Here is an 11,589-nt window from a genome sequence, read left to right as displayed (position 1 = left end):
AGACGAGGTTAACGCTGTAATTGCGGGAGCGCATTTCTCCATAAATCAGCTAATACGCCCGCAATCCCCCATGCTCGCGCAGCCGCTCGATCATGTAGGGATAGAACGGGTTCGAGGTCACCCGCTGCAGCGCCTCCATGCTCACCAGCAGCACACCGCGCTCGCCACGCACCGACAGCGCGCCGAGGTGCACGCCGTAATCCTCCGGCTCGTCAGGCTGCAGCCCATACAGCGAATCGCTCAGCGGAAATGGCAGGGCGACGTGGGACAGCGAGAACACCTCACGCGGGAAGGCCAGGCCGATGGGCCTGAGCTGCTCCTCGGTGGCGCCAGCCTCGAGGGTCCGCGCGGCAGCATCCAGGGTGTCGGGTGACACATTGCCGATCAGCGTGGTGCGATAGCGCCGCGGCGCAGCCGGCAGCAGGTCCTCTGGCGACTTGGCATGGGCGCCCAGCAGCGGCCCGAAATCGACGAAACGGTTGAGGTCGAACAGCACCAGCTCGCTGCCATTGGCTGGCAGCTGTGCATACAGAGAATCGACCACGGCCGGGGTGCTCACGGTGTAATCGACCAGCGACTGGAAAGTGAGCACCGGCGCCAGCTCGCTCAGGGCATTGCGCCCGGCGAGCACGGCGATCTGTTCCTGCAGCGCGGAGGTGAACAGGTACGACTGCCGCGCCGCATTGAGGGCGAAGGAGTTGTATTTGAATGGGTTGTACTCGGGCAGCACATCCAGCCAGGCCGCCTTGGCGAATGCCGGGAACACCGCCGGCAAGCCGGCCAGCCCGGCGAAACGGGCGTAGCCGGCCACACCGATCATCGGCGAAATCAGCGTCAGGCGTGTCGGGCGGGCCAGCTCCTCATTGCCCAGGGCATCGAGAGCGTACTTGAGCGCCAGGCCGCCTCCGGCCGAATAGCCGACCAGTTGCAACTCGTCGCCCGGCGCGGTCAGTCGCGCCGCTTCGCGTACTGCCAGGCGGGTCGCAGCGAGCCAGTCCTGCCAGGTCACACGGGTCAGCGCCCCGGGCGTGGTGCCATGTCCGGGCAGGCGCAGCCCGACCACCACGAAACCGGCATCGCGATACAGCCGGGCGATGTGCCGCAGGCTGTAGGGCGAGTCGGTCAGCCCGTGCAACATCACCGCAGCACCTTTGGGCTTACCCTCGGGCTCGAGCACGTAGGAACGGTTCCAGTCCCACTCGAAACGCGAGGCGTTGAGCGGGCTGTCGGCGAAATAGCGGTTGTCCGGCACTCGCTCGGCATCGTCCAGGCGCTGGTAGACATTGCCGGGCAGCGCTGCGAACAGGGCCTGTTCGGCGAGTAGATAATCCTGCCAGCTGGCGGCATCGAGCTCATCGGCGCTCAGCTCCCGCGGCACGAAGGTGTGCCAGGCGCCTAGATCCGGTTTGTTGTGGGCGTCGTAGATACGCAGACCGAAGAACGTCAGCGCGATCACCGCCACCACCAGGCCGCCCAGGCGCAGCCCTCTTTTCACCGCCTTCATGCTCGCCTCCCGGGCCGCCGCAAACGACTCATCATAACCCCCGCCCGGCAAAAACGCTGGCACCGTCCGCCATTGTGCGTACCTTGCGATGGCGCGCCATAGCCCATAGGCTTCGGGCCGACATCCTTGCGTTCGGAGCCCGTCATGAGTGACTCAGCGATCATCCCCTGCCCCAGTTGCAGCAGCCTCAACCGCATTCCCGTGGCGCGCCTGGGCGAAGCACCGCGCTGCGGCCGCTGCAAAACCGAGGTACTGCCGGGCGCACCGTTCGAACTCGACCAGGGCAACTTCGCCAGCCAACTCAAGGGCGACCTGCCGCTGCTGGTCGATGTCTGGGCCGCTTGGTGCGGCCCGTGCCGCAGCTTCGCGCCGACCTTCACGCAGGCGGCTGGCGAACTGCGTACCCGCTGCCGCCTGGGCAAGCTGGACAGCGAAGCCAATCCGCAGTTGTCTGCGCAGCTGGGCATCCGCTCGATTCCCAGCCTGATCCTGTTTCGCGACGGCCGGGAAGTCGCCAGGCAAAGCGGCGCCCTGCCCCTGCCGCAACTGCTCGCCTGGCTGAACGCCCAGGGCGTTTGAGTGAGCCGCAGCGAGCCGGCTGACACCTGACCTTGCCACCGGTCAAAAAGCCGACTAATCCAAGGAAGGATCATCGTGGCGTAAAGCCCGGTAACAACACGGCAGGAGGCGCCATGCTCAAGCACATTCTGATCGCCCATGACCTGCGGGGCACGGCCGACCTGGCGTTGCGCCGGGCGGCGCAACTGGCGCAGCAGCACGGCGCGCGTCTGAGCGTGTTGCACGTACTTGACCCCGCCGCGAGCGAGCAGGCCCACGACCAGTCGCGACAGGTGCTGGACGCCAGCATCAGCCAATACGCGCCACCGGGCAGCGCCCTGCACCTGCGCAGTGGCAAGCCTTCGGAAGTGGTGCTGCAGCATTTGCAGGAAAACGACTACGACCTGCTGGTGCTGGGCGGGCATCTGGAACGCCACGAGTTCTTTTCCGGCACCAGCCTGGATCGCATTGCCCGCAACTGCCCAGTGCCACTGTTACTGGTCGCCCACCCGAGTTCAGGCCCCTATCGGCAGGCGGTGGCGGCCATAGACTTCTCGCTGTGCGCCTGCAGCGCCCTGGCCGGCGCCCACGAGCTACTCCCGCAAAGCGCCGAGCTGCACGCCGTTCACGTGTTCGAGCCGGACAAGGGCAGCCGCGAGCAGGTCGACAACCAGTTGCAGATTCAGCAGGCACTGATCGACCAACTGTTGACGGACGAAGCGCAGAAACTGCCGGCGGCCGGCCCGACGATCAGCCACGCCGTGCATCAGGGCGGCATCCTGCGCTGCCTGCAGGAGCAGCTCAGGGCCCGCTGCAGCGACCTGCTGGTACTCGGCAGCCATGGTCGCGGCGCGCTGAGCCAGGCGCTACTCGGCAGCCTGGCCCAGCACTTCCTGCACAAGGCGCCGTGCGACGTGTTCGTGGTGCGCTAGTCACGAACCCGGGTATCGCTGCGCTCAACACCGGGCTACGGAAGGGATAAGGCCCTAGCCTGCGGTTGAGCGCAGCGATACCCAGGGATGCTTGGATCAGCTGCGCTGCAGCAGGTCGTGCAACTCGACGTACTGTTGGGTCAGCTTGTGGCGCGGGTCGAGGTAGATCAGCGGCATGCAGGCCTGGTGGGATTCGCGCATCTTCACCGAACTCATCAGGTTCACCGGCAGCACCGGCAGGCCTTCGGCCACCAGCTCGTCGAGCAGTTGCTGCGGCAGCGAGGCGCGGGGCTGGAACTGATTGACCACGATGCCCTCGACCTGCAGCGCTTCGTTGTGGTCTTCCTTCAACTCGTCGATCTCGCGCAGCAGACCGTACAGGGCATTGCGCGAAAAGGTGTCGCAATCGAAGGGAATCAGTACGCGATCAGCTGCGATCAATGCAGATACCGTATAGAAATTCAGCGCAGGCGGCGTATCCAGGTAGATCTGCTCATAGTCCTCGGACAATTCCTCGAGCAGTTTGCGTAGCTTGTTGATCTTGTGTTTCTGCTCGAGCTTGGGTTGCAGCTCGGCCAGCTCGGGCGTGGCGGTGATCACGTGCAGGTTCTCAAAGGGCGTCTCGTAGATATCCACCTTGCCCTTCTTGGCGAACGGCCCGCTGGAGAGCGTCTGCTTGAAGAAATCGGCGATGCCCATGGGAATGTCGTCGCCCGTCAGCCCGGTCAGGTAATGGGATGAATTGGCCTGGGCATCGAGATCGACCAGCAGCGTTCGGTACCCTTGCGACGCACTGACCGCGGCCAGATTGCAGGCAATGCTGGATTTGCCCACGCCACCTTTCTGGTTGAATACCACGCGCCTCATTCGAATCTCCCTTCTCCACTAGTACATTGATACTAGGCAAAACCTCGTGACAGTCATACGTGACAAGCGAAACGCGTCATCCATCAGAAAATCGCTACTTAATGTTTGCGGGGTCTTGCCATCCCCCGGATAATGCCCGCGCAGCATCGCTCCCCCATCGACAAGGCTCTTGTCGCACAGGACAGTCGTACAGACAAGGAAATGCCCGGCGGGCCAAGCAGAGTTTCATCTAGAAATGCATTTCAGGATAGATCAATGGCGTGCCTGGGCTCCCGGCCTGGACAGTACGGATGACTGGCTCGCCTGGAGCAAGGCGCCCGAACGCCTGCCCGATGGCGGACAGCAGCCCGACGTCGGCTTTCTGCCTGCCCTGCAACGCCGCCGTCTGAGCCGCCTGGCACGCATGGTGTTCCAGGTTGCCTGGCCATTGGCCGAAGGCCACTCGGCGCTGCCCCTCGTGTTCGTTTCGCGGCATGGCGAAACGCCGCGCAACCTGGCGATCCTAAAGGACCTTGCAGTTAAAGAACCGCTGTCGCCGACACAGTTCAGCCTTTCCGTGCACAACGCGATTATCGGCCAATGGTCGATCATGCGTGGCGACACTAGCGAGATGACCGCTCTGGCCGGCGAAGGCGACGGCCTGGAAATGGCCATGCTCGAGGCCCTGAGCTTTCTGGACGAGGGTGCGCCGGCCGTGCTGCTGGTGATCGGCGAGGAAGCCCAGCCAGAGCCCTACGCGCCGTTCATCGATGACGTGCCGTTCCCCTATGCGCTGGCTCTGCTGCTCAAGCCCGGTGACGACTGGAGTTTGGAGCTGAACAACGCGCCAGGCTCGCGCAGCGCCTGGCCGCACCCGCTGAGCCTGATCCAGGGCCTGTGCCTGCACAGCGCAGCCCTCCAACACACCTGGAAAGAGCGCCAATGGACCTGGTCACGCAAAAGCCTGTGAAACCCTACAGCCCGCCCTACTGGTGGCGGCTGATCGCCACGGCGGCCAGCTTCACGCTGTTCGGCATCGGCGGCGTGCTGCTGCGCATTCTGGTGTTCCCGGTATTGTCCCTGCTGCCTGGCGATGCCGCCGCCCACCAGCGCCGCGCACGGCGCGTGGTCAGCCTGACCTTTCGCACCTTCGTCGAATTCATGTACCGCAGCGGCGTGCTCACCTATGAGGTCGAGGGTGCCGAGCGCCTGGGCCGCCCGGGGCAGATGATCATCGCCAACCATCCTTCGCTGATCGATGTGGTGGTGACCATCGCCTTCACCCGCGACACCAACTGCGTGGTCAAGCAAAGCCTGTGGGACAACCCCTGCATGCGCGGGCCGATCCGTTCGGCCGGCTACATCAGCAACAGCGGCAGCATGGACATGCTCGACGAAGCCGCCGGCGCACTGCAGCAGGGCCAGACCCTGGTGATCTTCCCGGAAGGCACGCGCACCACGCCCGGCCATGCACCGGAGTTTCACCGTGGCGCCGCGGCCATCGCCCTGCGCGGCGCGCGAATCATCACTCCGGTGGTGATCAGCGTATCGCCCACCACTCTGACCAAGGCCGAGCCCTGGTACCGCATTCCCGCGCGGCGCTTCCACATCCGCCTGCGCGTCGGCGAAGACATCGACCCGGCGCACTTCGTCGCCATGGGCGCGGCGCCGGTCGCGTCGCGCAAACTCAACGATCATCTGCATCAGCATTTCATACAGGAGCTCGCCAAAGATGAGCGCTCTACAGCTTGAGATCAAAAACCTGATCATCGACTCCCTCGGCCTCGAGGACGTCACCGCGCAGGACATCGACGACGACATGACCCTGTTCGGTGAAGGCCTGGGCCTGGACTCGGTCGATGCCCTGGAGCTCGGCCTGGCCATCCAGAAGCGTTTCGGCATCAAGATCGACGCCGAAGCCAAGGACACCCGCACCCATTTCGCCAACGTGGCCAGCCTGGCAGCCTTCGTTGCCAGCCGCCAGGCAGCCTGAGGACGATGAGCATGCAAACCCGTGAGGAAATCTTCGACACCTTGCGCGACGCCCTGGTGGAGCTGTTCGAACTGAGCCCCGAGCGCATCAGCCTGGACGCCAACCTGTACGAAGACCTGGAAATCGACAGCATCGACGCCGTCGACCTGATCGATCACATCAAGCGCCAGACCGGCAAGAAGATTGCCGCCGAAGCGTTCAAATCGGTGCGCACCGTCGGCGACGTGGTCGAGGCGGTGTATCAGATGGTCAACGCGCAACCGCTATGAGCCGTCTGCTCGGCCTGCTGGTCGCGCTGGTCAGCGTGGCCTACCCGTTCGCCGTGTATTTCGGCGCCGGCCACCTGTCGCCAACGCTCTTCGCCGCCCTGCTCGGCGGCCTGTGGCTGGCGCGGTTGCTCAGCAACCCGGGTGACCGCAACAGCCGGCGCATGACCGGTGCGGTGCTGGTGTTCTGCCTGTTGCTGGTGCTGGCCGATGAGCCGGCACTGCTGCGCTGGTATCCGGTGCTGGTCAGCGTGCTGCTCGGCCTGCTGTTCGCCAGCAGCCTGAAGATCGGCATGCCGATGGCCGAGCGCCTGGCCCGCCTGCGCGAACCCGAGCTGCCACCGGTGGCGGTGCGCTATACCCGCCGCGTCACCGAAGTCTGGGCCGCGTTCATGCTCACCAACGGCTTGCTGGTGGTGGCGCTGAACCTGTGGGCACCGCTGTCCTGGTGGGCGCTGTACACCGGGCTGATTTCCTACCTCCTGATGGGCCTGCTATTCGCCGGCGAATGGTTGGTACGTCAACGTGTAAGGAGAACCGCATGAGCTGGCTGAACCTCGAAGACCTGCTGCTGGCCCCCGATGCCAGCCGCCAGGTGACGCCCGAGTTCGACCATGCCGAGCTCTGCCTGCGCGCCCTGAGCCTGGCCGCTCACTGGCAGGCGGCCGGGGTGCAGCGCGTCGCCCTGCACCTGCAGGATGCTTCCGAGCTGGCCATCGCCCTGTTCGCCGCCTGGCAAGCCGACATCCACGTGCTGCTGCCCGCCGATGCGCAGCCGCAGACCCGCCAGCGCCTGGGCGCCCAGGTCGACCTGTGGGTCGAGCAGCTCGACGATTCGATGATCGCAACGCCGCGCGAGGCCAGAGCGCTGGATCGCGAGCGCTGTCGCCTGACCCTGTGCACCTCCGGCTCCAGCGGCGAACCCAAGCTGATCGACAAGAGCCTCGGCCAACTGGCCAACGAAGTGCAGGCGCTGGAAGCGCTGTGGGGCGAGCGACTCGGCGATGCCCTGATCATCGGCAGCGTGGCCGCTCAGCACATCTACGGGCTGTTGTTCCGCGTGCTTTGGCCACTGTGCGCCGGACGGGTATTTCTGCCCAAAGCACTGCCGTTCCCTGAAGACCTGCAACTGGCCAGCCTGCCCCACCCGGCCTTCGCCTGGATCACCAGCCCGGCGCTGCTCAAGCGCATGGGCGACAACCTGGACTGGCCGGCGCTGAGCCGCGTGCGCCAGGTGTTTTCTTCCGGCGGCGCACTGCCGGCCGAGGCCGCCGCCTCGGTACAGCAGCGCCTGGGCCAGTGGCCGACGGAAATCTATGGCAGCTCGGAAACTGGCGGCATCGCCTGGCGCCAGGGCGGTGAGCACTGGCAGCCGTTCGCCGATGTGCAGCTCGACGTCAACGAAGAAGGCGCCCTGCGCCTGAGTTCGCCCTATCTACCGCTCGGGCACTGGGAGCAGATGGCCGACGCTGTGCAGATCGACGCTGACGGGCGCTTCACCCTCGGCGCGCGTCTGGACCGCATCGTCAAACTCGAAGAAAAACGTATCTCCCTGCCCCTGCTCGAACAGGCCCTGGCCCAGCACAACTGGGTCAGCGAGGCACGCCTGGGCGTGCTGCAGCAGGGCCGCGCCTTTCTCGGCGCTCTGGTGGCCCTGTCCCCCGAAGGCTTGCACGTACTGCGCAACCAGGGCCGCCGCCACCTCACCGAAGGCCTGCGCCGTCACCTGGCCGGCCACTGCGAAGCCATCGCCCTGCCACGCCGCTGGCGCTTGATGGCGCATCTGCCGTACAGCAGCCAGGGCAAGCTCGGCCAGGCGCAGGTCAATGAGCTGCTGACAGCCGCCCGCCCGACCCGCGTAGAGCCGGCCAGCGCCCGTGAAGAAAACGGCGAGTGGCATCTGGAGCTGGACGTGCCGCTGGATCTGGCCCACTTCAGCGGGCACTTTCCCGGCACTCCCGTGCTGCCCGGTGTGGTGCAGATCGACTGGGCCCAGCAACTGGCTCGCGAGCTGATTACCGAACTGCCGCCGCTGTTCGGCGGCATGGAAGTGCTCAAGTTCCAGCAGTTGGTGCGCCCCGGCGACCGCCTGCAACTGACCCTGCGCTTCGATGCCGAACGCGACAAACTGTACTTCACCTTCCGCAGCGGCGAAGCCAACTGCTCGTCCGGGCGCATCCTGCTCAAGGCGGCGCCATGACTACCGCGCAACACCGCCCCTGTGCGCTGATCCCGGTGTACAACCACGAAGGGCCGCTGCCCGGCGTGGTCGCCAGCTTACTGGCCGCCGGCTTGCCATGCCTGCTGGTCGACGACGCCTCCGGCCCGAGTTGCGCCGCGGTGATCGACCGCCTGGCCGGCGAGGCCGACACCCACCTGCTGCGCCTGGCGGATAACCAGGGCAAGGGCGGCGCGGTGATGGCCGGCCTGCGTGAAGCCCAGCGCCTGGGTTTCACCCATGCCCTGCAGGTGGACGCCGACGGCCAGCACGATCTGCAGTCGGTACACGCCTTTCTCGACGAATCCCGCGCCCACCCCGACGCCATCGTCTGCGGCTACCCGCAGTACGACGCCAGCGTCCCCAAAGGCCGCTTGTACGCCCGCTACCTAACCCACGTGTGGGTGTGGATCAACAGCCTGTCGCTGGAGATTCGCGACTCCATGTGCGGCTTTCGGGTCTACCCACTGGCCGCCAGCGTGGCGCTGATCGACTCGGCGAAACTGGGCAAGCGCATGGATTTCGACTCGGAGATCCTCGTGCGCCTGTCCTGGCGCGGGCAACCGATGCGTTGGCTGCCGACCCGGGTGCACTACCCTGAGGACGGCGTCTCGCACTTCCGGCTCTGGCAGGACAACGTGCTGATCTCGAAAATGCACGCCAGACTGTTCTTCGGCATGCTCTGCCGTGCGCCCGTGCTGCTCTACCGGCGGTGGCGCTGATGGATCAGAGCAGGCACTGGGCCGGCCAGCGCGAGCGTGGCAGCTTCGCGGCGATGAAATTCACCGCCCTGGCATCCCGTTACCTGGGCCGCCGGGCGCTGAGCCCGTTGCTGTACCTGATCGTCGCCTACTTCTTTCTGTTCGGCGCCAAGGCGCGGCGTGCCATCGGCCAATACCAGCAGAACCTGGCGAGCTGGAGCGGGCGGCCTGGGCTGCGCCCGACCCGCCGCTCGGTGTTCGCCCAGTTCATGGCCTTTGCCGACAGCCTGCTCGACAAGCTCGACGTGTGGAGCGGCCGCCTGCACCTGAGCGACGTCGACCTCATCGACCCACACGGCCTGCACGGGCAGATGAGCGGCACCCGCGGGCAACTGCTGGTCGGCGCCCACCTCGGCAATCTCGAAGTGTGCCGCGCCCTGGCCGAGTTGAGCGCCCAGGTGCGCATGAACGTGCTGGTGCATACCCGTCATGCCGAGCAGTTCAATCGCCTGCTCAAGGAAAGTGGCGCCAACAACCTGCGGCTGATTCAGGTCAGCGAGCTGGACCCGGCAGTGATGATGCGCCTGGCCGAATATCTGGAACGCGGTGAGTGGCTGGCGATCGCCGGCGACCGCGTGCCGCTCCACGGTGAACGCACCGTCGACGTGAATTTTCTCGGCCACTCGGCGCCCCTGCCCCAAGGCCCCTGGTTACTGGCCGGGCTGCTGCAATGCCCGGTCAACCTGATCGACTGCCTGAAGATCGACGGCCGCTATCAGGTCATGCTGCAACCCTTCACCGATGCCGTGCGCTGGAAACGCAGCGAGCGCGAAGCGGTGATCCAGGGTTGGGCGCAACGCTATGCCGATCACCTAGCCGGACGCTGCCTGCAAGCCCCGCAGCAGTGGTTCAACTTCTATCCGTTCTGGAACGACCATGACAACACAGCAGCCTGAAACCGTGACCTTCGGCGCGCAGCCACTGCGTCTCGAACAGATCGTCAGCCTGGCCCAGCGCACCGCGCGCGGCGCGCTGGACGAGAGCCCCGCGTGGCGCGACCGCATCGCCCGCGGTGCGCGTTTCGTCGACAGCCTGCTAGACCGTGAAGGCATGATCTACGGCATCACCACCGGCTACGGCGACTCCTGCGTGGTGGCCGTGCCGCTGCATCAGGTCGAGGCCTTGCCGCGCCATCTGTACACCTTCCATGGCTGCGGCCTGGGCAAGCTGCTCGACGCGCCGGCCACCCGCGCGGTACTGGCCGCGCGTTTGCAGTCGCTGTGCCAGGGCATGTCCGGCGTGCGCCTGGAGCTGCTCGAGCGCCTGCAGGCATTCATCGAATTCGATGTGCTGCCGCTGATCCCGGAAGAAGGTTCGGTGGGCGCCAGCGGCGACCTGACGCCGCTGTCCTACATCGCCGCGACCCTGTGTGGCGAGCGTGAAGTCATGTATCGCGGCGAGCGCCGCAGCGCCGCTGACGTACACGCCGAACTGGGCTGGACGCCGCTGGTGCTGCGCCCTAAGGAAGCCCTGGCGCTGATGAACGGCACCGCGGTGATGACCGCCCTGGCCTGCCAGGCCTATTCCCGCGCCGATTACCTGCTCAAGCTGGCCACGCGCATCACCGCGCTGAACGTGATCGCCCTGCAGGGCAACCCGGAGCACTTCGACGAGCGCCTGTTCGCCGCCAAGCCGCACCCTGGCCAGAACCAGGTCGCCGCGTGGATCCGTCAGGACCTGGCCATCGACGCGCCGACCGCGCCGCTGCATCGCCTGCAGGATCGCTACTCGATCCGCTGCGCGCCCCACGTGCTCGGCGTGCTGGCCGACAGCCTGGGGCTGCTGCGCCAGTTCATCGAGAACGAACTGAACAGCGCCAACGACAACCCGCTCATCGACCCCGATGAGGAACGCGTTCTGCACGGCGGGCACTTCTACGGCGGGCATATCGCCTTCGCCATGGACAGCCTGAAGAACCTCATCGGCAACCTCGCCGACCTGCTCGACCGCCAACTCGCCCTGCTGGTCGACACCCGCTACAACCACGGCCTGCCGAGCAACCTGTCCGGCGCCCCCGTGGAAACCGCGATGATAAACCACGGTTTCAAGGCCGTGCAGATCGGCGCCAGCGCCTGGACTGCCGAAGCCCTGAAGAACACCCTGCCGGCCAGCGTGTTCTCGCGCTCCACCGAATGCCACAACCAGGACAAGGTGAGCATGGGCACCATCGCCGCTCGCGACGCCCTGCGCAGCCTGGAGCTGGCCGAGCAGGTCGCGGCCGCCACGCTGATCGCCGCCAACCAGGGCGTCTGGCTGCGCCAGCGCGCCGAAGCCACCGTACTGCCCGCGGCCCTGGCCGATATGCACGGGCAACTGAGCGAGGACTTCGCGCCGCTGATCGAGGATCGCGCCCTGGAAGGCGAACTGCGCCTGTGCCTGCAACGTATCCGTGCACAGCACTGGAGCCTGTATGCGTAATTCGCTTCGTGCCGGCAAACCTGTGGGAGCGGGCCATGCCCGCGATTCGCGGGCATGGCCCGCTCCCACAGAGATAGCCATCGCTCTCGAGGA

13 protein-coding genes are annotated in these 11,589 nt (G+C 66.0%); 11 read left to right on the top strand and 2 right to left on the bottom strand.

What is annotated here, in order from left to right:
- Nucleotides 1-49: 49 nt before the first annotated feature.
- Nucleotides 50-1,504, bottom strand: a complete 1,455-nt coding sequence (locus BVH01_RS01430) for a carboxylesterase (protein ID WP_075928628.1) — start codon at nt 1,502-1,504, stop codon at nt 50-52.
- A gap of 144 nt (nt 1,505-1,648) precedes the next feature.
- On the opposite strand from BVH01_RS01430, the gene trxC reads away from it, so the two are divergent.
- Together trxC and BVH01_RS01420 are read left to right on the top strand one after the other, a co-directional pair.
- Nucleotides 1,649-2,083 (top strand): thioredoxin TrxC, encoded by a 435-nt coding sequence (gene trxC, locus BVH01_RS01425; RefSeq protein WP_075928627.1) that lies wholly within the window; start codon nt 1,649-1,651, stop codon nt 2,081-2,083.
- 113 nt (nt 2,084-2,196) lie between these two features.
- Nucleotides 2,197-2,994, top strand: coding sequence for a universal stress protein (locus BVH01_RS01420; RefSeq protein ID WP_075928626.1), 798 nt, complete (start codon nt 2,197-2,199; stop codon nt 2,992-2,994).
- 96 nt (nt 2,995-3,090) lie between these two features.
- Here BVH01_RS01420 and BVH01_RS01415 read toward each other — a convergent pair whose 3' ends face one another.
- Nucleotides 3,091-3,861, bottom strand: coding sequence for a ParA family protein (locus BVH01_RS01415; RefSeq protein WP_075928625.1), 771 nt, complete (start codon nt 3,859-3,861; stop codon nt 3,091-3,093).
- Between the two features lie 235 nt (nt 3,862-4,096).
- Between BVH01_RS01415 and BVH01_RS01410 the strand changes: the two genes are divergently transcribed.
- The 9 genes from BVH01_RS01410 to hutH are packed head-to-tail and all read left to right on the top strand — an operon-like array spanning nt 4,097 to nt 11,496.
- Nucleotides 4,097-4,810, top strand: a complete 714-nt coding sequence (locus tag BVH01_RS01410; RefSeq protein WP_075928624.1) for a beta-ketoacyl synthase chain length factor — start codon at nt 4,097-4,099, stop codon at nt 4,808-4,810.
- The gene (locus BVH01_RS01405; protein WP_177344590.1) at nt 4,783-5,592 is read left to right on the top strand and encodes a 1-acyl-sn-glycerol-3-phosphate acyltransferase; all 810 of its coding nucleotides are present in this window, start codon (nt 4,783-4,785) and stop codon (nt 5,590-5,592) included. Before BVH01_RS01410 ends, BVH01_RS01405 begins: the two co-directional genes overlap by 28 nt.
- Nucleotides 5,573-5,833 carry a phosphopantetheine-binding protein gene (locus BVH01_RS01400; RefSeq protein WP_075928623.1) on the top strand — a complete coding sequence of 87 codons (261 nt, stop codon included), beginning with the start codon at nt 5,573-5,575 and terminating at the stop codon, nt 5,831-5,833. The genes BVH01_RS01405 and BVH01_RS01400 overlap by 20 nt, the downstream gene beginning before the upstream one ends.
- Nucleotides 5,834-5,844: 11 nt before the next feature.
- Nucleotides 5,845-6,102: an acyl carrier protein gene (locus BVH01_RS01395; protein WP_075929110.1), complete on the top strand. Its 258-nt coding sequence runs from the start codon at nt 5,845-5,847 to the stop codon at nt 6,100-6,102.
- A complete protein-coding gene (locus BVH01_RS01390; protein WP_075928622.1) occupies nt 6,099-6,644 on the top strand; it encodes a hypothetical protein in 546 nt (181 codons plus the stop codon). The genes BVH01_RS01395 and BVH01_RS01390 overlap by 4 nt, the downstream gene beginning before the upstream one ends.
- Nucleotides 6,641-8,299: an acyl-CoA synthetase family protein gene (locus BVH01_RS01385; RefSeq protein ID WP_075928621.1), complete on the top strand. Its 1,659-nt coding sequence runs from the start codon at nt 6,641-6,643 to the stop codon at nt 8,297-8,299. Before BVH01_RS01390 ends, BVH01_RS01385 begins: the two co-directional genes overlap by 4 nt.
- Nucleotides 8,296-9,039, top strand: coding sequence for a glycosyltransferase family 2 protein (locus tag BVH01_RS01380; RefSeq protein WP_075928620.1), 744 nt, complete (start codon nt 8,296-8,298; stop codon nt 9,037-9,039). The genes BVH01_RS01385 and BVH01_RS01380 overlap by 4 nt, the downstream gene beginning before the upstream one ends.
- Entirely contained in the window at nt 9,039-9,974 is a 936-nt protein-coding gene (locus BVH01_RS01375) for a glycosyl transferase (protein WP_075928619.1), read from the top strand. The genes BVH01_RS01380 and BVH01_RS01375 overlap by 1 nt, the downstream gene beginning before the upstream one ends.
- Nucleotides 9,955-11,496, top strand: a complete 1,542-nt coding sequence (gene hutH, locus BVH01_RS01370; RefSeq protein ID WP_075928618.1) for a histidine ammonia-lyase — start codon at nt 9,955-9,957, stop codon at nt 11,494-11,496. Before BVH01_RS01375 ends, hutH begins: the two co-directional genes overlap by 20 nt.
- Nucleotides 11,497-11,589 lie beyond the last annotated feature (93 nt).

Source organism: Pseudomonas sp. PA1(2017) (assembly GCF_001945375.1).
Classification (GTDB): domain Bacteria; phylum Pseudomonadota; class Gammaproteobacteria; order Pseudomonadales; family Pseudomonadaceae; genus Aquipseudomonas.
This window is presented reverse-complemented; position numbering and strand designations above follow the sequence as displayed.